Genomic DNA, 21,329 nt, shown 5'->3' on the forward strand with positions numbered 1-21,329 from the left:
ATTAAAACAGGTTGAGGTGACGAGAAGTGAAACGGGGCAATAAAAAAACCATTTCCAGAGCAGTTTTCGACCGAATTGAATCGGAATTACAAAATTACGGTTCTAACCTTCAGGAATTTGATTCTCTCGAAAGGATGTTAATTGAAGTCGCGAAGCATGACGGGGAACAACCGAAGTTTGTGGCTAGTACCCGAATCGTGCTGCATAGGAGGCACCGGCATCTGGAGGATTTGCTCAAAAGTATTAACCAAGCTGCCACTGAATTGACCGAGGAACAACGAGAGATAATCAGTTCGATTTATAAGACAGCCAATAAGGAAATGACAGCTGAAGAAGAACGATGCAGGGATGGTTTCATAAATCGCATAGCAAATTTGCTTGGATGGGGGTCCCTTATAAACTATGTTGAATCGCCAAACACCAAAGCGATATAAACTATGTTGAAAAAACAGGCTGATTTTAAATAATACCCTCACTAAATTCAACATAAATGACGTTATGTAGATTTTCTAAAAAGGTAGTCAAACAGGGGGGAGCGGGTGCTGTGGCTGAACAATGGGAGAAGATCATTGAGAGTGAGCTTGAATTTCTCCGGAATGCACCAGGTTATGAAGCTGAATTGAATGAACGCCTCCGTGAGAATGAAATGGATTTTAAATATCCCACAACTACTTTCGATTCCGAACAAGGGAGAGTTTACCGTTCTTGTCCTGGAACAGAAGAGCAAGCACTACACAGAATTGAAGTTAGGGAGAATCTTCAGGCTTTAATGAATCGATTGTTAAAGAGGGCCAACCGGATATTTGATGCTCTTAATCAACTAGATGAAAATGATCGCGAAATCATCATACGGACTTATATAGAGATGGACAAGCCTGACTCCTATGTGGTGAGAGACTTAGGGTTTATAACGGCAAAGGAGTTCAATGAAGCCAAGAAAAGGGCTATCAAAAAAATGTTCAAGATTTATGAGTCTCAGAGGACAGAGGCACACAGCGAATACCGGCGGATTTTAGCAATCGAACGTAAGAAAAAGGTGGCCGAATTTAAGCTGAACAAGCCTTATAACCCAGTAATGCAGGCAGTTAATTAGTGGATAAAAAGGAGGCAGGGGAATATATGGCATTTGACCAAAAGAAATATAAAGAGTTATTTGAAACAAGATTCGGGAAAGGGTCCTTTGATGCAGGACTTGCCAATGCCAGGGAAATAGGCAAATTGAAAGCGCAGGCAGAGTTTGCGAAAAAAGATTACCTCACCCAGGCGAATGCTGCCTTAAAGAAAAAGCGTGAAGATGAAGAATACGAAAGAAAGTACGGCATGAGCAAAGAGCAATACGAGGCAGTTAAAAAGGAAAAGGACAAAATCCGTGCTCAGCAAAAGAAAGCCGAACAGCAGGGCAGGGGCGGGCACCTTCCTTCCCGGGATCAGATGTTGAAGGAGTCTAAGGCCAACGAGAAGAACGAGGGCTTCTCCCCGTATTCTAAGGACGTAGAAAAGAAAACACTTATTACTGATCCGTCTAAGCTCACGCCATTTGCGAAACAAAAGCTCGGGTTTGAATCTAGTTGGGATGAAAAACCAAAAAAGAAAGAGAAAAGTACTCTAACAAAGGCTAAAGATGGACTTTTTAAGGCCTTGGATATTATTGACCGTCCCGGGGATGCCGCACTTACCGGCTTGAAAAAATTAGTAACTGGCGGCAATGTTCTTGAAGGTATCAAAAAAGGGTTTGGTGAAGGGAAAGAAACAACCGGGAAAGACCTAAACAAAACACTCGGATTTGACCCGAAAAAGAATACTGCATCAAAAGTCACTGCTGACCTTCTAGGGCGTGGGTTGTTAAGCAAAGTGCCTGGCGGTGAGTTTCTGCCTCTTTTAGGCGCGAAGCCCTCCAAGGTTGGAGAAGAGGCTGTTGGCTTCGCGACAGAAGCGACACTGGATCCTTTAAATCTGTTGGGCACCGGTCTTATTACCAAGGGAGTGAAGTCTTTAGGAAAGGCTGCTAAAGTTACTTCCAAAGCGGCCAAACTTACAAAAGGGGCAGAAAAAGTTATCGAAGCCAAAAAGGTGCTTGAACTTCCCCCACCACAGCTTCAGCTTCCACCTCCGGAAGAGGTAAAGCCTTCACTTGATGCCTTGTTTAAAATCGGGAAGAAGCCTGAAGGTCTGAAAAGCCCGATTCCAATATTACCTGATGTAGTCCGTTCTGCAATAAACGAAAGTAAATTGGAAAAAGGCGGAGTGCATTTCGGATATAGCGGACGAAACGAACCGAAACCACGGATAAACTTGCCGGAAATCAACGTTTCTAAGGGGGATAAGGAAGCCCTTGGTAGGCAGGCAGACAACATTCTTGAAAGAGTTGGAAAGGTACAAAACAAGCCTACCAATCACTACGAAAAACGTCTCCTAGAAGTTCAGGAGCAAATGAAGAAAATTCATGACACTAGAAAACACAGAATTTATTTACCTGAGTTAAGTGTTGATGAATTGTATTCAATGGTGCGGAAAGAATCCGACCCTAAAACCTTTGATGAACTGGTGAAATTGAATGAACTTGAAGTGAATTTCAACAAAAACAATCCGGTACAAGGTCCGAGGGAACCAAACTTAAAAGATAGTTTGAATCAGGATAGCCGGATTGCTGATGCAGTAAAAGCCTTATTTCCTCCAAAGCGGCCCGAACCGAAAGTAAGCCGTCCAGCAACACTTGATGAAATGGTTGAGCACTTGGAGGGAATGGCACCACCAAAACAGGCTCCTCTTGAACCAAAGCCACTTGAGTTCCGTAGGGAACAAGGGTTCAATCCAGAAGTTACAACCAAGGGCAGAAACCCCCTTCAATCCGAATTTGAGCAGGCTATCGAAAGTGTAAAGAAAAACCTGCAGGCCGTCTACAAAGGGAAGACTGACGAAGAACTTCGCCAAATGGCCATCAACGCATTGAATGGTACCGAGGACACTCCAAAGTGGAAACCGGCGGAGTTGAATCGCATCGAAAAACAGATCAGCAAGCTTCAAAGTATCCTAGAAGCGTCTCCAGATAAAAGCAAGGCGATACGTCCAGAAATTCAGGCTCTTGAAGAACAACGGGAGTTCTTGCTGAAATTGAATCTTCAGCTTTTCTCCGAGAATCTAAAGGTAACGCCGACTCAGGCAAAGTCGTTGGATGAATTGATACCTAAGTTAAAGCCTAAGGGAAAAGCCGAAGGGGCGTTTGAGGATTTACCTGACCTAAAAGAAAAACCATTGAGGGAATATGAGTCCATCACTCCTAGAACAGCCGAGGATGAAGAATTTGGGGTCGTAAGGGCGAATGATCCTATCTGGAATGTTAAACTGAACCCTTCTAAGCTCAAAGACATCAACGGGATTCAAGGGTACATGTCGGATATTTACCGGAATACGAGGGATGTCTTCGGTAATAAGTTCTCGGAAATCAAAAAGGCCCTCTTGGATCCGTTCGATAATGCCAAAAAAGAGTATGTTGAGTTGCAGGAGAACTGGCTGAATCGATTGAACGACGAAATCGTAAAGGGATTAGGGATTTCCAAGGGGAGTAAACTTTCAAAACTCGTCCAGGATTATGGGGAAAAAACCATTACTCTTGACCAATTAAAGCAGGCAGCGCCAAAGGATTGGGAGAAGGTCGTTAAGGCAGACGAATGGTTCAGAAAGGCGTATGACTCACTCATCGACGAGGTAAATGCGTCAAGGGCTGCCATTTATCCGACAAATTCCGACAAGCTGGTACCGAAAAGAAACGACTATTACAGACATTTCCGGGAACTTAACGGCTTCGAGGGAATTAAAAACTTATTTGACACTCCGGCCGGTATCGACCCACAACTGGTAGGAACGTCAGATTTTACGAATCCAAGTAGCCGGTGGGCAAGCTTTATGCAAAAAAGGGGATTAGGCCCATATAAAAGTGATGCGGTGGGAGGCTTCTTGAATTACCTGCCTTCTGCATCCTACGCCATAAAAATAGACCCTCATATCCCCCGTTTCAAGGAGTTTTCTCGGTCTTTAAAAGGTTTGACAGGCGGGACGAAAAATCTTAACCATTACATCGAATTCATCGAAGACTTTACTCGAGACCTGGCCGGAAAGACAAACTTCCTGGATAGGCCGGTTCAGAAAATCCTAGGGCGGAAAACATTTGGGGCCTTACAGTGGCTGAACTCACGCGTTAAGAAAAATGCCGTCTTGGGGAACTTGGGTTCTACGCTTGCCCAGGTTGCCAACATTCCGAATGGAATCGCGTTTGCTAAGCACCATTCCGTCCCGGGTGCCATTAAAACCTTGAAGTCTTTAATTATACAAAATAAAGAAGCGGCACAGTCGGGATTCCTCAAAGAGCGTTTTTCTCACGATATGTACGGAAAATTTAACACACGGTGGATAGATCAGCCCGAGAAATTTGCCGGATGGGTGATGTCGACAGCTGACAGGATAGGCACCACATTTATATGGAATGCTGCTTATCAAAAGGGGCTGGCGAAGAAGGTTGCTGATCCAATAAAGTATGCGGATGACGCAACCAGGAACCTAGTGGGCGGAAGAGGAATTGGGGAAGTGCCGTTAGCTCAAAAGTCAAAGGTATTCCAATTTATCGCGCCATTCCAGTTGGAAGTGTCTAACCTTTGGCATGTTCAACGGGATTTCATAAAGGAGAAGGATTTCGGTGCGCTTGTAACCCTCTATTTAGGCTCTTGGGTGCTGAATAAAGGAATGGAAGAGGTAAGGGGTTCGGGAGTCACTTTCGACCCAATAGATGCCCTTTATGACGCGTTTACAGAGGAGGATTTATCCGGGTGGGAAAGAACGGGCAGAGTTGGCGGAGAAGTGCTCTCCAACGTTCCACTCGGCCAGACGTTAGCAAACTTCTACCCTGAGTACGGGACTAAAAACCTTCCAACCCGAGAGGAATTCTTCGGTGATAAGGACCCTAACAGATTTGGAGCGGGCTTACTTGTCGCTAAAGGGTTTCAGGATCCTGTTTATAAACTGTTTCCACCGTTTGGCGGCTCCCAGATACAGAAGACGGTAAAAGGGACTGGCGCTTTAAAAAACGAAGGAGTGTACAACAAGGACGAATCAAAACTGAAGTACCCAGTCTCAAATGATCCTCTAAACAGTGCCAAAGGAATCCTGTTCGGCCAAGGGGCTTTCCGTGAATCCAAAGAGTATTACGATAATGACCGGAGGCCTTTAGGAGAAAAACAGACACAGCAATACAAAAATATTAAGGATTCGGGAGGAAATGGTGCAGCTTATTATGAATACTTAATTAAACAGAGAGAAATTTCCAGTATTAAGGATAAAATTAAAGAGATTCAAAAAGACAGCAGCCTTTCTCACCAGGAAAAACAGGTGCAAATGCTAGAACTGTACCAAAAGTTAGGAGCTTTATCACAACAATAAGGGAGTTGGTAGTCGTGAAGGATTGGATTTTCGGTAATTTAGAGTGGCTCGTATTGGGATTTTTCTTCATCTGGTTTATGCTGACGGAATTTCCTAGGCTGGTGATGTCTTGGAGAGGAACAAGCAAATACGGTGACGATGATCCATCGGGCAACGACAATGCCCGACCTAGAAAACCATACGACTACCTATAACCTTCAAAATGGGCTTATAAGGCATTTTAAGGGGTTCGGGCAACCTTACCCCTTAACATTGCCAAAGATGGGCTTAAACGGCTACTGGTGCGGTCTAATCTGTACTGGAATCGGATAAATGTGTTAAAAAATGTTAAGTTTTTCATTTATGTGGCAACTCCTACAGACTGTTGCAAAATGTTGCTTTATAAAAAGTATCCGGACATTTCGGACACCCTAAAAAGAGTATCAAGACATTCAAGACTCCCTAAAAAAGGGGAAGGAATCGTGGATCGTCAAATAAAAATGCCTGGTGAACATGTAATGATAACCGAAAAACAGGAAACCTTTGTTTGGAAGTATCTTGTAGACTTAAATGCTAAATAGGCGGCTATCCGTGCGGGTTACAGTCAAAAAACGGTTATTGAACAAGGTTCAAGGATGTTAAGGAATGTTAAGGTTCGCGCGCGTATAGAGAAATGCAAGGAGAGAGCATTTTGGACACCCCTAAAAAACCCTAAAAAGAGTATTTTGTATTCGGCAGTTTCGGCAGCCCTAAAAAAGCATTGTCAGATTTGTAAGGTCCTAAAAAAGTATCCCGAGATTTCCGAGTCCCTAAAAAGAGAGTATCCTGTCATTTCTGCCACCTTAAAAAGAGTATCGAGAGATTCTGGAGGCCCTAAAAAAGGAAAACGCATGCAGATTGATAAGGATTGAAAAGGTTATTGCGAGATTTGCGAGGCCCTAAAAAGGAGTTTTCTCACACGATACACGCAGGAGAATCAGGCATCCTAACATTTCTAACGCCCTAAAAAGAGAAGTATCCGCAGATTTCGCAGTCCCTAAAAAAGAGTTTTTTGACACGATACGCGCAGGAGGCGGCAAGTATGGATGATTATTTATGCGGTGCAAAGACTAGATCAGGTAGACCCTGCAGGAATCCCAGATTTGTAGGGACTGGACGTTGCAAATATCACGGCGGGTTATCGACCGGACCCAAAGACCCGTCTAAATTAAAGGGAAACAAGAATGCAGTAGGTAATAAAGGTGGCGGTGCACCAAAGGGGAATAAGAACGCTGCTAAAAAGAAGCCTGAAATCAGGGAAGTCATAATCCCTTTGGGTAGAAGAAAAATATATATCAAGTACGCAATATTGAACGGAGAGCAACGGGAAATCAGCAGACAAGTCGTGTAAACAAACACGAACCCCATAAAGGGGATAACAAATGATAGGATTTTTCGAATAATGTTGGAGAATGTTGGATATCACCCCTATATAACTTGAAACAAACACAAACCCCATAGAGAACCTGATAAAACCTGAATTATTTACTACATAATACTACATTCCATTTACCGATTTTACAGGCCCTAAAAGGACGAGTATTATGCAGTCACTTGAGCTCGGAAATACTCGGATTTTACTGGCATTCGTTCAATAAAAAAAGCCCTGGAATTAAGTCCGGGCAGAGTCCTGATTGGCGCTGATTCCTCACGCTTTTTTTTTGCTCTTTATCCAATTCCTTTCGATGGTTCACCAGGAGCTGGATCAAGAGCTTTTGTACCTCTTTAGATGGCTGGTTCATTACGCTAGTGCCTTTTTAATCAGGATAACACCAACTATTAACGGAACAAAGGGTGAAAATACCTCCCAGACAAGCGCTGGGATAATCGATAAATCGGCAACGTTTAACATAAAATCCTCCTTTAAGGCTTTATATTTTTATTAATTACGGTTTTATAATGGGTTAAGTTTCAAATAATGTATTTTTTTGTTGTTTGCGAAAGTTGATATTTTTTTAATCTTACCCCCTTTTTTTAAACCGACTTCCCGAAGATTTTGCTGGTCCCTAAAGCTAATATACTGAGACTGTATATAGCTGAATAAAACATCATGCTTAAAAGATAAAGACTCCCTACGATACTTAAAATCCAGTTAATTATGTCGTACTGGGTAATGTATCGAATGATTTTTAAAACAAAAACACTTATTGGGTTTAATGCAATTTCAGGTTGAAAAGCGGCGAGGATATATACTCCCAGCCCGATAAAAACTCCTGTAATGATGAATGGCATAGCTTCTAAGGTAAAATAATCGCCTGATCGTTCTGCATCAGTGGATTTGCCACCAATTTCGTTAATGGCTGAGACAAACAAAAGAATACCTGTCAGTACAGTAAATAATGTGAATTTCCCTTGGAGGTCATAACTTTCTGTGTAGCCTAAAGTGTAAAGGATTAAGAGGGAGGACAGGATGTAATAACCGATGATTTGAAGGGCGGTAAAGGATAATTTGAATTGATCTAATTTCAAAACCATCATGATGAGAGTAATTGGCAACATAAAAACATACTTCCAAACCATGGAGTAAATAAGCATGATGATGGAAATGCCCAATAAATACATCAAAGTAACCATGGCACACCTCGTTTCTTGTCTATAAGTAAAATTGTACATTATCAAGAAAAAAATGGAAATAAATTTTCTGGACAATATAAGCTTTCTCACCTGATACACGTATACTTGGTCTTTAGTTAGGAGAGGCGGATTAAATTTTTAAAAAAACCATAATTTATTCGGGAAACGATGTACAAATTAGCAACGGTTAAAGTTTGCTGGTCGTAAACCGTTTCAGAGACGGGCACAAACCCTTGGTAAATCAAGTTTTTCAACCAGTTACAAAGAATTCTTTCGTGGAGTTTTTTGGAGATTAAAGTAATCCAACCTGTAATCCATCAAATAATCAGGTTCCCATCACTCATGATTGCTGACAAATGCAGACATTCCCTTATATAAAAGAGCGCATTAGGCGACATGTTTAAAAACAAAAAAACAGTGAGTTTTAAAAAAGCTCCCTAAGTTGAAATTAGGGAGAGAATGCCATAGAAAACGGTTCCTAATGCGCCCAATTTTGCAACAGTCTTACTAAATATGCCAAGAAGAGAATACACGCCAAAGCTAACAACGGCGATGATAGGAAACGCCAAAGCAAAATCCGCAATAAAATCTGCAATGCGACCCACGGTAACCTCTGTGATTTTCCCACCTAACCACTCCCATATATTGAACTGTGGTATCTGCCCGACCTTCCCATTTTCAATTATCTTATTTAACAGAGGGGTTGGATCCAGGAAGCTCCCATCATTCCCTTTTAAACCAAAGTGCAAATGCGGCCCGGTACTGTTGCCAGTATTGCCCGTTAAGCCGATGATTTCCCCGTGCTCAATCCGTTCTCCTACCTTCACGCTGACATCGTTCATATGCCCGTAAATTGCCCGTGTACCGTCTTCCATTTGGATTGATAGCCCTTTACCTATGGAGCCTGTTCCCGTGTAAATTCGGTCTACTACGCCCTCTGTAATCGCCTTTATTGGGCTGTTCTCCGGCAACGCTAAATCGATTCCGGTATGAGGAGTCTTATGCACCTGGCTGATTTCCCCGAATTTGCTTGTAATCCTTACAATCATAAGGAAACCCTCCTAAATGGCTTTCATTGCCTCAACCAGGATATTCAGGACTAACGGAGTCATCTGTACCAAAACATATCCAAGCCCGGCACCCTGCATCATGCTGAACCCTTTCTCTTTGTTGCCGATCATAATGAACAGTGCCCCTCCTAGTACGACCACCATTGCAACCGGATAAGCCAATGCCTGAACGAGTGTGATTAGGGGGTCAAAAGCGTGAAGCATCTTATCGTACATAGCACCGGTAGTAGCGGCTGCCGTGACTGGGACAGCTGAAGCAGCGAAGGCAGTTTTAACCTTAAGGAACGGAGTCACTGCCAATGGCAGCAGTACTGTCGATTCAATAAAGGCCTTTTTCTCTTGTTCTGTAAGCGTCTCAGGAGCGTTCTTACGAGCCATAAACTCCTTAATGGAGTAAACCTCTTCTTTGCGTTTGAACATGCTTAAATCCCCTTCCTATGCGTTGAAATCGGTTAATGTAAAGACCTCAGCAACCAATCCCTTATCTTCGTTGAGTTTTATCAGTTCCTTACGGCGGTTTTCGGTAGTTGTAATCCATATGAATTTTGGCGCGACAGGACCAAAGGTGAAGCGGTCTTTCAAAGTACGGTATTTCTGTATTTTTACTTGATTTTTCTTCATCGTTTGAGTGTTATCTACCTCTATAACCGTGTAAAAATCCCCTCTTTTAAAAACTGCATCTGCTACACAAGTCACTGTATCCTTCTTGCTTTTACCTTCACTGGTTATCCGAATCTCGTTATCCCAGGATTGAGGGCAACTATAGGCGATGTAGAGGTAATTTCTCATAATGTAATGCTGCACGTTCCCGGTACTCTTCCTGACCTTATCGCAGTTAACCAAGGATCTGCCGGCAGCATTCAGATAGTAAATGTTTTCACCACTCCGAATCACATTAAGGTACTCTTCCATTTGCTTCAGAACCCGTTGCGCGTTCCTATCGCTTTTAAGTTTGTGAATGGATTGAATTTGCCCACGGGTAAGGAAGTCAAGCTTTTTCAAACTTAGTAATATAGCTTCCTCCCTCTTCTTCCTTTGTAGCTTTGAATGGTGCACTGGTGCCCTCACTCCTTGCCCTGAAGTTGATATGAGGCTTTATTTTTATATCGATAAAGCTGTTCTTGATGAACGGGGTTTGAACAAGCTGTTCGCGGTCCGTCTGGTAAATAGCGCGCCCCTTTAGCCCCACAGGTAAATCCTCAGCCCCGGCACGATCCAGTACAACAAGGCTTTGAGTACTGTTCTTCAACTTGAAGCATAGAGCTGCACTCGTATTTGCCTTCACCTGCCTCGGAAATACGTCGGCCGTTGGGTACTGAGTGGCAAAAATTAACCGATAGCCTAAACCCGCTCCAATCCTGGCAATTTCCCCTATTAAATGGGTTGCCCGTAGGCGTTCCTCCCTGTCCTCGAACCCTGCTATCTCAGCCCCTTCATCGATAACAACAAAGTGCCGTTCCTTCCAGCCGGCTTCCCCGATGTCCTCCCATCCATTAGCCAAGAAGTGCTCTTGACGGGCCAATAGTTCCCTATGGATAGCTTCTAACGCTGCCAAGGTTTCCGGGCAGTTCTTTGCTACGGTATTGACTTGTTTGCAAGCCATGAAGCGACTGAATGCTAAGCCTCCCTTTAAGTCGATCAAGGTAAATTTCACGTTCTCGGGCTGGTTATTTATCAGTGTGGTTATTGCATTTTTAAGAAAAACAGTCTTTCCATATCGCGTCATCCCTGCAATCACAAGCATTTGAAGGCCTTCAAAGTCGTGAATTACAAATTCCTTGAAGGTAACGCCAATTGGCACTTCCCACCCCTTTACCTTTTTAAGCAGTTCATCGTCATAGTGCATTTCTGCCGGCATTCCCTCATCGTAGACCCTCATAATGAGCATTCCGTCATATTCCATCTCAATCTCTTTGTTCTGGCGTACCCGATTATTCAGGATTGCCTGGATCTGCATTGGTAAAGTTCGGTCTAATTTGAGATTCTTAAAGTCTTTGAGAATGATTCGCCTCACGCTTCGATTGTTAAGCCCATCCTTGAACTTGCCGTACTTATCCTGGAAGTCCTTGAGCTCCAATCCTAATGGTATTTTGAAGGCGTATTCCGTGAATTTCTTCTCCTTATTAAAGTTTCGGCGATAAAGCCTTATTTTTTCGTCCTTCTTGTACAAGCCACAATTCTCGGCAATCTTTAGAATCTTGTCTGCATCATTATTGAGATTAGTTTTGTAATAGTAGCTGGTGCCGAGCACTCCGAGCATGCTTCCAGTGGTTAGGATTTCGAAAAGCAATTCGCCACGCCCCTTTCGATATCACATAGTGATAGTTGCAAGGCAAACGAACGTAGAAAACGAAGAATAAGAGCGTTGATTTGAGTGAGGTTTTTGGGGCTTTTAGTGCTACGGATAGTCATTTTGCTGCCGTTTGGCTTTGCGTATGCTTAAGTGTATGTCACGCTGATTGTCCAAGTTTCACACTTTTTATAAAAAATCACATTTTTGTGATTAAAAGTCTGATAATTCGACCATGCTTATAGCAAATAAGCTATAGCAAGGGATGTAGAGCCTTGCTGACGGGAGTTGACATAGAAAGTGTTTGGATTGGGAAAGAAGCGGTCTAAATTCGGGAGGTTTTTGGACTCAAACGGGATTATTCAGGAGGAATTAAGCAAAGCCAGCGGGGTTAACAGGAATACAATTAGCCGTGCTGCAAAGGATACCGGGGATCCCTCAGTGAAGAATGCGGCAAAAATCATCAGAGCCTTGAAAAAAGCCGGATATAACGTGGATTACGAGGATTTCTGGAGTACGTAGGCAAAAAAAATAGCCGAAGCAATAAGCTCCAGCAGAATATGGCCTTTAATGATACTTATATTTTAGAACAAACGTTCGTGATTGTCAAACAACTTGTACTATTCTTTTGAAAAAAGTCTTAGGAACCCTTTCCGAGGCTTTTTTTGTGCAACTTGGCCGAAATTCATTACTTTTTTTCTAATTCATCAAGTAACGCTTCTATTGCTTTATTCAAAAACATTGTCTTAAATCCGCGCTTATTTTTTGCAAGCTTGTCCAATCTTTTTGATAAATCTTTTCTGAATAAAAAAGTTGTTCGTACATGAGTATCTTCCATGGTTTCTTTCTTCGTTTTCTCTTCATACATGCTTAATAAGTCTTGTTTCACCTGAGATACAGATAAGGATGATTCATTTAATGTTACATCTTTTGTAACATGTTCATTGTTAAGTTTATTTGTTACATCTTTGTTTTCAGATTGTTTGAGTGGATGATCATTTTTGTTTTCATGTTCATTTTCTTTATTTTGTTTTGTATCATTGGTTTCTTCTTCAAATTGACTAAAGGCATCACTTAAGTTTCTTTTCCTGGCCATGTTCAATTATTACCTCCTTCATTAGTTCATAATAAGCGCTCACGATCGGATTGTTGTAATCGGTCCAGGTAGCGGGTTTTCCTTCGTAAGCTGTAGAATTAGCAAACCGGATGGATTTAGGGATAATCGTTTCATACATAAGCAAGTTGTTTTCAAGACAGTACCTGCGTGCCTGCTGCAGCATCTCAGAGTGGAGGGTTGTTCTGCTATCAACCATCATACCTACAACCCCTGCAACCTCAAGGGAGGGGTTTTCCTTTGCCTTAAAGTCGTTTATCGCCCCAACTACTCTGACCAAGCCACTTACGGCAAACATTTCGGCTACGAATGGGATAATCACCTTATCCGAAGCGGCTAGGACGTTCCCTGCAACCAGCCCCATGCTTGGAGGAGTGTCGATGAATATGTAATCGTAGGAATCTCTGATCCCGGCCAGTGCGTTTTTAAGGAGAGCGAAAGGCTGCCTGTACTGTTGGATATTCGGGAGGATATCAAATTCTAAGAAGTTCATATCATTGTTAGAAGGTAATATATCCAGGAGCTCATTTACTTTCACAATAACCTCTTTCGGATCCTTTTCACCCAACAGAACGTCATAAACTGTGTTTTCGAATGCATCGGGTTTTAAGCCGAATGCAATGCTGGTATTTCCTTGGCCGTCAGTATCAATAATCAGTACTTTTTTCTTTAGAACCCGGGTTATCGCGCCGGCAAGGTTAGTGACCAGGCTTGTTTTTCCCACTCCACCTTTGTTCATAGATATTGCATACACTTCAGACATTTTTAATCACCACCAAGTTCAAATTAGTTTAAATTGATTATAAAAACGAAAGAGTACTTAGTCAATTTGTTACGTAATATGTAATACTAATATGTAACATTATATAACTTGTTTCTTCTCGAGCTGGCACCAATATTCTTCAATGGTTAAGCCCGCTTCCTTAGCCTCCAATTTTATGTGTTTTATGAGGATCCCATAGCATTTTTGTATGTTTTTTTCCGTTTCCGGGCCTCTACGTACTTTAACCTTCATCGCGAACACTCCTTTTAATGAATTATGTACTTCTTTTTGTGTAAAAGTGAATTTTTGTGTAAAGAAAAAACCTATTTAAGTCTTATATAGAGAAATGTTAAAAAAATGGCAAAAATTCTACACAAGTGTACACTTTTTCACAGCGCGGATTGCGGTATGCTTTTCCTAGATTCAGCTTCCAGATATTGGCCTCAGTCAAAGTGAGGAGTGGTAGTTAGTGAAACGAAGGGAAGATGATGTGAAAGCGTTTATTGGTTTAATCCCAAAAAATATTCCAACCGGCAGAGTATTAGTCACGCTTGACGAGCTAATGAACAAAAACTTTATGAAAAAGCACACTAAATTTAAGACAGTGGATGATTTTTGGGATAGGAGTCCGTTTGCGGAGCAAGCCCTTATAGATATCGGGGCAATAGATCAAGAGCAATTGAATGCGTACGTATTCGCACACACTGAGTTTGACACATGGGATGAGATGCGGATAGTTGCAGCCACGAAATACTTTCAAAAGCTAAAATAGAAATCCAAGGGTATCCAGTGATGGGTGCTAGAAAAGAAAGAGGTGCCCAGTGGGGTACCCTTTTTTATGCTGTCTTTCAATTAAACCGTATTATTTAGCGCAGTAAACGAAATAGGCCTAATAAAAATTTTTATAAAATTATGAAATAAAACCCAACAACTATTTGGATTCGCTATTTTGAATGGTAAAATAATCAAGCTAGGTCAATTTCCTCTAAGCAAGACTATAAATCTAAGCAAAAGAGGAAGTTTAATATGAGAAAACAATTAAAAAGGAATTTGGAACAGCAGACCACATCCAATAACTCTGCTGTTTCACCAGCAACATCTGCAATACCAGCAACAACTGCAATACAGGAAACACCTGCACCACCAGAGGTGCCAAAAGAAAAGCAGTTACCAATGTGGGTACGCATTGTCGAAAGTTTGGCAAATAGCTTAAACACAGCTTCAAAGGGCATTTTCATACTGGTAAAGTGTGCAGTTATCATCGCACTCGTTGGAATATCTGTTGTTTTAACAGTCCAGTGGGTAAGAGGCAATATCAGCACTGATTTGTTTATGTCGATTGTCACTTGGATTTTGGAACAGGCACTAAAAATGAAAATGGCTTAATTACATCTAGCCTAAACTTGGCTTGTTTTAATCATCGATGACTATGCTTACTCTGACCGATGTGCATATAGGGATGCAATAATTCGTGAAGTGAAGAGTGGATCTAGTGAAAGTTGGAAGGCTGTACGAGGTGAGTAGAGCAGGTTTCAAGAGCGGGCTTTAGATAGAGTAGGGCAAGCACTATTCTTTTCATCAATTTTCACAGAAAAAAGGACCGAATGGTTAGGGGCCATTGGTCCTTTTTCTGTTGTTTGCTCCCTTCCGGTATTAGTAGTGAATTACTACGTGTGGAAGTTTGAGCTGATCCGGGTAATGATCATTCTTGGTTTGTTGCAAACAATTCTGTCCTCCTCCTAAAGTGTAACTGCCAAAAAAAGCTGTGTTAGATGATGTTTCGTTGGCTTAAGCACTGCCTGCGAACATTACTCACACAAACATCTAGCGCATCTAGGCTTTAAGAGGTTTTAAATTGAGAAAATTCAATTTCCAAAAGGAATTTCATTTTCCACATCCACCATTATTATAACACTTCTGTTAAGCAGCTAAACAAGAGGGAAACTTAAAAACATTAAATTTTTTCAGGGTTTTTTCAACATAAGATAAACTATGTTGCATTATTGTGGTGGTGGTGGTATATTCTAACTATATAACTCAACATAGTTTACAAAAACAACCCATAAAAACAATTCAACATAGTTTATGAGGAGGGGTAAAAATGATCGATTTATTTACGGACTACCTAAAGAAGGAGGGTAAAAGCGAAAATACCATTGCCAGCTACCGGCAGTCGGTGGGCGGGTTTCTGAAATGGTTTGATGAATCCAAAGGACTTAATTTCCGGAAGCTTCACCGTGAAAATGTCAGGGAATATATTTCTTTCCTTAAGACAGTGAAAAACTCCAAGCCAAAAACCATTAATACAAAAGTAAATGCCCTGGTGAAGTTCAACGAATTTTTAATCGAGTCAGGTATGCAGGAAGAAATGGTCCTTACGAAGAAGGATTACGTTAAAGTTCAGCAGCAATATGCTTCGTTGGCCAAAGTGGAATTCAAGGATGTAGAAAAGTTTCGCCAGATGATCCTGGACAGCGGGAACAAGCGGAATTATGCAATCGTGAGCGTTCTAGGCTACGCAGGATTGCGGATTTCAGAAGCCCTTAACCTAAAGATGAATGAATTTAACCTTATTTCTCGTGAGATTTTGGTGCAGGATGGAAAAGGCGGTAAAACTAGAACTGTCTTTATGAATGACAAAGTAAAAACTGCATTACAGGCTTGGCTGAAGGAACGGGAGAAGAGGGGGATCGATAACGAGTATTTATTTGTAAGCAATCGCAATAAACGGTTGGACAGAACAACTGTAAATAGAATCTTCAATGAGTATTCCGAAAAGCTTGGCAAAGAAATTACTCCCCATGATTTACGTCATTTCTTTTGCTCCCACGCCATAAGAAGCGGGTTGAGCGTACATGAGGTGGCGAATCAAGCCGGCCACTCGAATATTCATACAACACTTCTTTACACGAACCCGAGCAAAGAAGAGCTCATAAATAAAATGAACCAATTGTAGGAGGGATAAACGATGACGAATACTGTGAAAAAGCTTAAAGTTTATAAAAAAGACGGAGAATTTGTTATCGAACGGATCAACGAATTTAATCACTCCTGGAAGAAATCCTTTGTCACTGAGGAAGGTTTGAAGGCGGGGTTGGATAGCTACCGACCTGTTATGGATGAATACGAAATAGAGGCAGCTGATGGCTTGTTTGCTTTAGTAGCAAATCATTTAAACAAATAAGCTTCCAAAAGAAAAAAATGAGGACCAGCAGTAATGCTGAGTCCTTTTTTTATAATATCCAATCAAAACGGCAAATTATCTGGCGGCGGCGGGGCCTTATCCAGGGTTTTCACAAGCTCGGTAACATCCCGATCGCCGTTTATTATGACTTTCTCCAGTACCGGATTAAACGAATCCCTCTTTATTTCCTTCCACCATTCAAAAGCAACCTTTTCCGGTTTCCTTCCCCTCAATGGAAAAGTTCCCGACATAGAAATACTTTGGTTAGTATGATAGTCAATTGTTATGGTTATCTGCACGTTTCATCTCTCCAGAAACACATGATTTCGATTTAGGTTGTTTTTTTATGTTCAATAACGTCCTGGATCTCGCAGTTTAATTCATCACAAATACGATTAAGAACTTCCATCGCTACATATTCGCCCTTCCCCATTTTTGCAATTGTAGCTGGAGAAGTGCCTATCCTTTTCCTTAAATCCTCTTTAGTCATACCTTTGTCAATCAACAATTTCCAGAGCGGAGCATACGAAAATCCCATTTATTCCATCCCCCTAACTTTAGTATCTAAATATATTCTATAATAAATTAAAGAAAAAATACAATTAGTAAAATATATCTTGTTGACAGTCATATCCAATAAAGTGTAGAATATCTTTAAGAAGTTAAAGATTTATTAAACGAAAGGAGATAGGAAAAATGGCTGGAAATAAGAAAACGAAAGTGGTTTATGCAAAGGAACTTCCGAAAGGCCTGGTTATCTGTGTTGCTCCAAAAGGAACTAATGAGGAATTCCTAATTTGTGGAACAAGAAGATAAAAAAGGGGTATTGTACAAAAAATGGAGGGAAGAAAATGAATCAAAAAAACAGCCCAAAAAAGTACACTGCAGTAGCTATCGCTAACTCCGAGGATCTCAGCATGAAGGCATTGACTAATCCTATTGATTTAAGCGCCCAAAAGAAGTTAAAGAAACCAATTGTTGTAATCATGGATAACAAAAAAAACCTAATTAATCACTTTTGGATTGAAGCTAAAAACATGAAGGATTTTGAGTTTATGCTGAAGGAAAAAGTATTTTTCACCTCAAGCATACCAGTGGGGACATACTGGGAAGCCTATCAAGCATTTTTTTGCGGAGTACCAAAAGGTTTTTATGAAAAAGAAAAGACGCTCAGCTGCAACTGAACGCCCATACGAAAATTAGTTAAATTCATAATACCAAAACAAATAAAGAAGGACAACTGAGAAGAAGCGGCCTGCAAAGCTGCTTCTTTTTTAAAGCGCAATCTAATTGCTTATTCTGCTTCCTCGTATTCTGGAGGCACGTATTGCACGAGAGAAAGCAAGTCCTTATGGGTTCTAATTAATTCTGCTAATAATCCTATAAATTCTCTTGCATCCTCACTTGGTAAGGCGAAAAAGAATCCATCGTGAAGTTCAGCCCCAAGACGATAATCATCTTGATCGTCATTGCAAATTTTCTTAATTGTAATTAAATCTATATGCGATTCCATTGTTCAACCCTCCTTTTATTTCAGCATATCAGGCTTAAAAAAGGATGGCTCTTACAGGCGAAAACGAGAATTTGAATCAAGTGTTTTTATCGGGAAATGCTGTACTAATTAGCAACGGTTAAATCATCTTTGTTGAAAACTCGCTGTATGATCAGGCGAACCCCTTGGTACAACAAGTTTTTCAACTAGTTGAAAATGATGTTTTGGAGGATTATTTTTAGGATTATAATAATCCAACAAATAATTCCCGGAAGAATCCAAAAATCCAAACAAAAAACCGACCCTGTATAGGTCGGTAAATTTCACCCGTGCTTGTTACATAGTGTCAAAATTGATAGAATAATAGACAAATGAAAAACTCCCAATGCTTTGGCCGGCTCCGGGAGTTTCTCTGGTAAGGGATTAGTGTACCCTTTTTCATATTAATTTATTTTTATATTACCACAGGTACACTTTCCTTTCCAGTATGGAGAGGAGAATTTTGCGATGCAAGATAATGCCAAATTAGACCAAGCCCTTTATCACGCCTGGTTTCACCACCACAATGCGGACGGATTTATCACAGTGGCGAAGCGTGAGAAAGGGGATTTCAGGCAGTACCACTATCGTCCAGAGGAGCTTGCTAGCACTCTGGCTGACTGGATTGGGGAAGATGTATTCTTCAGTCAGAACACGTTTTACCGACCACAGAGAAGCATAGAGAACATTCGCCAATTACGTTCCCTTTATGTAGATTTGGACTTTTACCTTTTCAATTACGATCCTTCCTGGGTTATGGGCAAACTTCAGCATGAATTCTTCGGAAAAAGCATTCCGGAACCCAACATCATCATTTTTAGTGGACAAGGAATGGTCCTGATATGGCTCATTGAACCAGTACCATATAAGGCTTTACCTTTGTGGCAGGCTGTCCAGAACCACTTTTTAAAACAGCTTTCCGAGCTTGGTGGAGATCCAAAGGCCTCTGACGCAGCCAGGATATTCAGGATTGCCGGAAGCGTCAATTCAAAGAACGGCGCAGAAGTGCATGCGGAATATAGGCACGATTATAGGTATCAACTAAGAGATGTCCAATTCGATTACCTTCCTGAGCTGAACGATGAGATAAAGCCACCTAAGAAGAAGAAGCCGGGCCGTAAAAAGAAAGTGGTCCAGTTATACAATACATATAAACTGCATTATGCCAGACTGTTGGATTTAGTGAGGCTGGTCGAGTTAAGGGACTATTCCGTTAAAGGGCATCGGGAACTGATTTGCTTCCTGTATCGATATTGGCTTTGCTGCTATTCAAATGACCCTGAAGAAGCCCTGAATCAGACTATGACGCTGAATCTGCAGTTTACCCAACCATTACCCAATAGATATGTTGAAAGAGCCACAAAGAGTGCTCAGAAAGCCTGGGAAGCCAGGAGTAATGAAGAAGCGAACCGGGTTGCTATAGAAAAGGGGTATCCTGGTGCGGGGTACAACATTTCTAATAAAAAGCTGATTAAATGGCTGGGTATAACTGAGGACGAGCAAGAACATTTAAAAACCATTATAGGCCCGGGCGAAAAGCGGCGAAGGAATACCATTTATCAACGCGAGAAACGGCGTGAGGCTGGGGTAAAAGTAAGGGAAGAGTATTTGCACCAGGAGAAGAAAAAGACGCAGGACAAGCTGTCTTTATTGCGGGAAGCCATTGCCGAAAATCCCGAGGCATCAAATTATAAATTGGCGCAGATAATAGGAGTTTCTGAGTCGTATGTAAGGAAACTTAAGAAAAGTTTGTAGTGCGCACAGGTATGTCAGCTTAAATTATGGGGCTTTAGCCTGCGTAGCGGGGATTGAGCATCTTTTGTTGGAAGCAGTTTTTTCTCTCCACAGGGGTGCGTACTGGTCTGTCAGCTTAAATTATGGGGGCTTTAGCCTGCGTTCGTTAGCTTATGTCTTATTTTACTAGTTGAAGGAGCCTGCTTATGGATAAAAAATATCAGGTCTTTATTAGCTCTACTTTTAAGGATCTTCAAGACGCACGGCAAAAAGTAATGGATACCATTTTGGAGTTGCATCAAATCCCTGCTGGTATGGAGATGTTCCCTGCAGCTGATGCTGATCAGTGGAGTCATATTAAGTCCGAAATAGACAGAAGTGATTATTATATTTTAATTTTGGGGCATCGTTATGGATCTATAGGGCCTGATGGTATTAGCTTTACTGAAATGGAGTATGATTATGCTCGAGAACAAAATATACCGGTTTTAGCTTTTATTATGGATAGGGACGTTCCTGTTAAGCTAACGGATTTAGATAATTCCTCAACCGCAAAAAAAAGATTAGAAAAGTTTATAGCTAAAGCACAGCAAAATAAGTTATGTAAGTCTTGGTCTACAATAGATGATTTAGCAACAAAGGTGTCTACCAGTTTAGCGTTTTCTTTTACGACGAATCCTAGGTTAGGTTGGGTTAGAGGAAATCAAGCTGTTTCCTCTAAAGCAATGGAGGAGTTGGCTAATTTAAGTAAAGAAAATAGAGCTTTGAAAGTGAAAATAGAAGCCCTTAAAAAGGTGAATGAGAAAAAACCTATCATTAAATTTAATTTTAATCGTTCTGGTCCACTTGAATTGTATTATCAGCGAGAATTAAAATATTCTTCTCTTCGTTATCCTGAAGAAATTAGCTTTTCGGAAATCCCGGATTACTTGCTTGATTATTTAGATAAGGAAAATGTAGAAAACTATAATAACAACCTGTTAAATATAGAAAGGGTTATTAAGAAATATAACAATGAGTTAGAGTTTTATACTAGGGCTCATTTAAATGGACTTGAAGTGAAAATGTCTGTTTCTAACTTAGGGGAGATAAAAGGGAATAATGTTTATGTTGAATTAACTTTTCCTTCTTCAGTATGGGTTATTGAAGAGGGAAAAGAAGAAATGGCTAAACCAAGTGTCCCAGTATTACCGAAAAATCCAGTGACACAAGCTCAAAAAAAATATGATGATAGCAGATTAGATCCAGTAGATAAATTATTACGAAATATGAATCAGCCAATAGGACTTGTTTCTCCTCGTCTTGATTTTACAAGGGATTATTCGCCCCTTATAAATAATAGGGATAGTGTATTGAATAATAATATTGTAACAATTCATATTAAGGAATTGTTGCATACAAGAACGTTCAAATTAGATGATGTGTATACTTTAGTACCTAAATCTCCAGGTGAATTTGAGGTTAAGGTATCGATAATCTGCGAAGAGTATTCTAAGCAGGAGCAATACACTATACCATTAATTATTCATGAGAGATAAAAAAGCGTGATCCTCCTCCGTTTGGATAAAGGTTGAAGTGAGTGCAGATTGGTTGGAGGAATCTAAAGTAATAAAGTTTAAGA

At 40.9% G+C, this 21,329-nt stretch carries 25 protein-coding genes; 14 read left to right on the forward strand and 11 right to left on the reverse strand.

The features are described 5' to 3' along the window. The first annotated feature begins 26 nt into the window (after positions 1–26). The 6 genes from DRW41_RS21970 (at position 27) to DRW41_RS22000 (ending at position 6,799) form a co-directional block, all read left to right on the forward strand. Positions 27–434 (forward strand): hypothetical protein, encoded by a 408-nt coding sequence (locus DRW41_RS21970; protein WP_115454151.1) that lies wholly within the window; start codon positions 27–29, stop codon positions 432–434. A 110-nt stretch (positions 435–544) separates the two neighbouring features. Then, on the forward strand, positions 545–1,093 hold the full coding sequence (locus DRW41_RS21975; protein WP_115454152.1) for a hypothetical protein: 549 nt from the start codon (positions 545–547) through the stop codon (positions 1,091–1,093). Between the two features lie 26 nt (positions 1,094–1,119). Beyond that, entirely contained in the window at positions 1,120–5,430 is a 4,311-nt protein-coding gene (locus DRW41_RS21980; protein WP_142752262.1) for a hypothetical protein, read from the forward strand. A 14-nt stretch (positions 5,431–5,444) separates the two neighbouring features. Then, complete coding sequence (locus DRW41_RS21985; protein ID WP_115454154.1) at positions 5,445–5,624, forward strand: hypothetical protein; 180 nt, start codon at positions 5,445–5,447, stop codon at positions 5,622–5,624. 372 nt (positions 5,625–5,996) lie between these two features. Further along, entirely contained in the window at positions 5,997–6,320 is a 324-nt protein-coding gene (locus tag DRW41_RS21995; RefSeq protein WP_115454156.1) for a terminase small subunit, read from the forward strand. A 170-nt stretch (positions 6,321–6,490) separates the two neighbouring features. Beyond that, on the forward strand, positions 6,491–6,799 hold the full coding sequence (locus DRW41_RS22000; protein WP_115454157.1) for an HGGxSTG domain-containing protein: 309 nt from the start codon (positions 6,491–6,493) through the stop codon (positions 6,797–6,799). 623 nt (positions 6,800–7,422) lie between these two features. Here DRW41_RS22000 and DRW41_RS22005 read toward each other — a convergent pair. From DRW41_RS22005 to DRW41_RS22025, 5 genes are all read right to left on the reverse strand, one after another. Continuing rightward, positions 7,423–8,022, reverse strand: coding sequence for a hypothetical protein (locus tag DRW41_RS22005; RefSeq protein WP_115454158.1), 600 nt, complete (start codon positions 8,020–8,022; stop codon positions 7,423–7,425). A gap of 437 nt (positions 8,023–8,459) precedes the next feature. Then, positions 8,460–9,071, reverse strand: a complete 612-nt coding sequence (locus DRW41_RS22010) for a M23 family metallopeptidase (RefSeq protein WP_115454159.1) — start codon at positions 9,069–9,071, stop codon at positions 8,460–8,462. 12 nt (positions 9,072–9,083) lie between these two features. After that, positions 9,084–9,512: a hypothetical protein gene (locus DRW41_RS22015; protein ID WP_115454160.1), complete on the reverse strand. Its 429-nt coding sequence runs from the start codon at positions 9,510–9,512 to the stop codon at positions 9,084–9,086. Positions 9,513–9,527: 15 nt separating this feature from the next. Next, positions 9,528–10,094, reverse strand: coding sequence for a replication-relaxation family protein (locus DRW41_RS22020; protein ID WP_245959529.1), 567 nt, complete (start codon positions 10,092–10,094; stop codon positions 9,528–9,530). Further along, the gene (locus DRW41_RS22025; RefSeq protein WP_115454162.1) at positions 10,081–11,382 is read right to left on the reverse strand and encodes an FtsK/SpoIIIE domain-containing protein; all 1,302 of its coding nucleotides are present in this window, start codon (positions 11,380–11,382) and stop codon (positions 10,081–10,083) included. The genes DRW41_RS22020 and DRW41_RS22025 overlap by 14 nt, the downstream gene beginning before the upstream one ends. 300 nt (positions 11,383–11,682) lie before the next feature. On the opposite strand from DRW41_RS22025, the gene DRW41_RS22030 reads away from it, so the two are divergent. Next, positions 11,683–11,904: a helix-turn-helix transcriptional regulator gene (locus DRW41_RS22030; protein ID WP_115454163.1), complete on the forward strand. Its 222-nt coding sequence runs from the start codon at positions 11,683–11,685 to the stop codon at positions 11,902–11,904. Positions 11,905–12,070: 166 nt separating this feature from the next. Here DRW41_RS22030 and DRW41_RS22035 read toward each other — a convergent pair whose 3' ends face one another. The 3 genes from DRW41_RS22035 to DRW41_RS23185 all read right to left on the reverse strand — a co-directional run bounded on the left by DRW41_RS22035 (position 12,071) and on the right by DRW41_RS23185 (position 13,511). Continuing rightward, positions 12,071–12,478, reverse strand: a complete 408-nt coding sequence (locus DRW41_RS22035) for a hypothetical protein (RefSeq protein WP_115454164.1) — start codon at positions 12,476–12,478, stop codon at positions 12,071–12,073. Beyond that, the gene (locus DRW41_RS22040; RefSeq protein WP_115454165.1) at positions 12,453–13,259 is read right to left on the reverse strand and encodes a ParA family protein; all 807 of its coding nucleotides are present in this window, start codon (positions 13,257–13,259) and stop codon (positions 12,453–12,455) included. Before DRW41_RS22040 ends, DRW41_RS22035 begins: the two co-directional genes overlap by 26 nt. A gap of 99 nt (positions 13,260–13,358) precedes the next feature. Continuing rightward, positions 13,359–13,511, reverse strand: a complete 153-nt coding sequence (locus tag DRW41_RS23185; protein WP_181884669.1) for a hypothetical protein — start codon at positions 13,509–13,511, stop codon at positions 13,359–13,361. A 217-nt stretch (positions 13,512–13,728) separates the two neighbouring features. On the opposite strand from DRW41_RS23185, the gene DRW41_RS22045 reads away from it, so the two are divergent. The 4 genes from DRW41_RS22045 (at position 13,729) to DRW41_RS22060 (ending at position 16,443) form a co-directional block, all read left to right on the forward strand. Further along, positions 13,729–14,031 carry a hypothetical protein gene (locus DRW41_RS22045; RefSeq protein WP_115454166.1) on the forward strand — a complete coding sequence of 101 codons (303 nt, stop codon included), beginning with the start codon at positions 13,729–13,731 and terminating at the stop codon, positions 14,029–14,031. A 254-nt stretch (positions 14,032–14,285) separates the two neighbouring features. Then, positions 14,286–14,645, forward strand: coding sequence for a hypothetical protein (locus tag DRW41_RS22050; RefSeq protein ID WP_115454167.1), 360 nt, complete (start codon positions 14,286–14,288; stop codon positions 14,643–14,645). 715 nt (positions 14,646–15,360) lie between these two features. Then, positions 15,361–16,215 (forward strand): tyrosine-type recombinase/integrase, encoded by an 855-nt coding sequence (locus DRW41_RS22055; RefSeq protein ID WP_115454168.1) that lies wholly within the window; start codon positions 15,361–15,363, stop codon positions 16,213–16,215. A 12-nt stretch (positions 16,216–16,227) separates the two neighbouring features. Further along, the gene (locus DRW41_RS22060; RefSeq protein ID WP_115454169.1) at positions 16,228–16,443 is read left to right on the forward strand and encodes a hypothetical protein; all 216 of its coding nucleotides are present in this window, start codon (positions 16,228–16,230) and stop codon (positions 16,441–16,443) included. A 62-nt stretch (positions 16,444–16,505) separates the two neighbouring features. On the opposite strand, the gene DRW41_RS22065 is transcribed toward DRW41_RS22060, so the two are convergent. Continuing rightward, complete coding sequence (locus DRW41_RS22065; RefSeq protein WP_115454170.1) at positions 16,506–16,742, reverse strand: hypothetical protein; 237 nt, start codon at positions 16,740–16,742, stop codon at positions 16,506–16,508. A gap of 32 nt (positions 16,743–16,774) precedes the next feature. Then, a complete protein-coding gene (locus tag DRW41_RS22070) occupies positions 16,775–16,981 on the reverse strand; it encodes a helix-turn-helix domain-containing protein (RefSeq protein ID WP_115454171.1) in 207 nt (68 codons plus the stop codon). Positions 16,982–17,294: 313 nt separating this feature from the next. On the opposite strand from DRW41_RS22070, the gene DRW41_RS22075 reads away from it, so the two are divergent. Then, positions 17,295–17,627, forward strand: a complete 333-nt coding sequence (locus DRW41_RS22075) for a hypothetical protein (protein WP_115454172.1) — start codon at positions 17,295–17,297, stop codon at positions 17,625–17,627. Positions 17,628–17,737: 110 nt separating this feature from the next. Here the strand turns inward: DRW41_RS22075 and DRW41_RS22080 are convergent, their stop codons facing one another. Next, entirely contained in the window at positions 17,738–17,956 is a 219-nt protein-coding gene (locus DRW41_RS22080; protein ID WP_115454173.1) for a hypothetical protein, read from the reverse strand. Positions 17,957–18,442: 486 nt separating this feature from the next. Here DRW41_RS22080 and DRW41_RS22085 point away from each other — a divergent pair, with 486 nt between their 5' ends. Further along, positions 18,443–19,729 (forward strand): replication protein, encoded by a 1,287-nt coding sequence (locus tag DRW41_RS22085; RefSeq protein WP_115454174.1) that lies wholly within the window; start codon positions 18,443–18,445, stop codon positions 19,727–19,729. 185 nt (positions 19,730–19,914) lie between these two features. Continuing rightward, the gene (locus DRW41_RS22090; protein ID WP_115454175.1) at positions 19,915–21,246 is read left to right on the forward strand and encodes a DUF4062 domain-containing protein; all 1,332 of its coding nucleotides are present in this window, start codon (positions 19,915–19,917) and stop codon (positions 21,244–21,246) included. Positions 21,247–21,329: the final 83 nt, after the last annotated feature.

The organism is Neobacillus piezotolerans, from assembly GCF_003362805.1.
Lineage (GTDB): Bacteria > Bacillota > Bacilli > Bacillales > Cytobacillaceae > Bacillus_D > Bacillus_D piezotolerans.

What these genes read in the sequence shown, in the direction of transcription:
- DRW41_RS22050 (WP_115454167.1), top strand. Translation starts at nt 14,286, where the DNA reads ATGAGAAAACAATTAAAAAGGAATTTGGAACAGCAGACCACATCCAAT.
- DRW41_RS22000 (WP_115454157.1), top strand. Translation starts at nt 6,491, where the DNA reads ATGGATGATTATTTATGCGGTGCAAAGACTAGATCAGGTAGACCCTGC.
- DRW41_RS22060 (WP_115454169.1), top strand. Translation starts at nt 16,228, where the DNA reads ATGACGAATACTGTGAAAAAGCTTAAAGTTTATAAAAAAGACGGAGAA.
- DRW41_RS22035 (WP_115454164.1), bottom strand. Translation starts at nt 12,478, where the DNA reads ATGGCCAGGAAAAGAAACTTAAGTGATGCCTTTAGTCAATTTGAAGAA.
- DRW41_RS22085 (WP_115454174.1), top strand. Translation starts at nt 18,443, where the DNA reads ATGCAAGATAATGCCAAATTAGACCAAGCCCTTTATCACGCCTGGTTT.
- DRW41_RS22055 (WP_115454168.1), top strand. Translation starts at nt 15,361, where the DNA reads ATGATCGATTTATTTACGGACTACCTAAAGAAGGAGGGTAAAAGCGAA.
- DRW41_RS22005 (WP_115454158.1), bottom strand. Translation starts at nt 8,022, where the DNA reads ATGGTTACTTTGATGTATTTATTGGGCATTTCCATCATCATGCTTATT.
- DRW41_RS23185 (WP_181884669.1), bottom strand. Translation starts at nt 13,511, where the DNA reads ATGAAGGTTAAAGTACGTAGAGGCCCGGAAACGGAAAAAAACATACAA.
- DRW41_RS22010 (WP_115454159.1), bottom strand. Translation starts at nt 9,071, where the DNA reads ATGATTGTAAGGATTACAAGCAAATTCGGGGAAATCAGCCAGGTGCAT.
- DRW41_RS22075 (WP_115454172.1), top strand. Translation starts at nt 17,295, where the DNA reads ATGAATCAAAAAAACAGCCCAAAAAAGTACACTGCAGTAGCTATCGCT.
- DRW41_RS22040 (WP_115454165.1), bottom strand. Translation starts at nt 13,259, where the DNA reads ATGTCTGAAGTGTATGCAATATCTATGAACAAAGGTGGAGTGGGAAAA.
- DRW41_RS21980 (WP_142752262.1), top strand. Translation starts at nt 1,120, where the DNA reads ATGGCATTTGACCAAAAGAAATATAAAGAGTTATTTGAAACAAGATTC.
- DRW41_RS22015 (WP_115454160.1), bottom strand. Translation starts at nt 9,512, where the DNA reads ATGTTCAAACGCAAAGAAGAGGTTTACTCCATTAAGGAGTTTATGGCT.
- DRW41_RS22070 (WP_115454171.1), bottom strand. Translation starts at nt 16,981, where the DNA reads ATGGGATTTTCGTATGCTCCGCTCTGGAAATTGTTGATTGACAAAGGT.
- DRW41_RS22090 (WP_115454175.1), top strand. Translation starts at nt 19,915, where the DNA reads ATGGATAAAAAATATCAGGTCTTTATTAGCTCTACTTTTAAGGATCTT.
- DRW41_RS22080 (WP_115454173.1), bottom strand. Translation starts at nt 17,956, where the DNA reads ATGGAATCGCATATAGATTTAATTACAATTAAGAAAATTTGCAATGAC.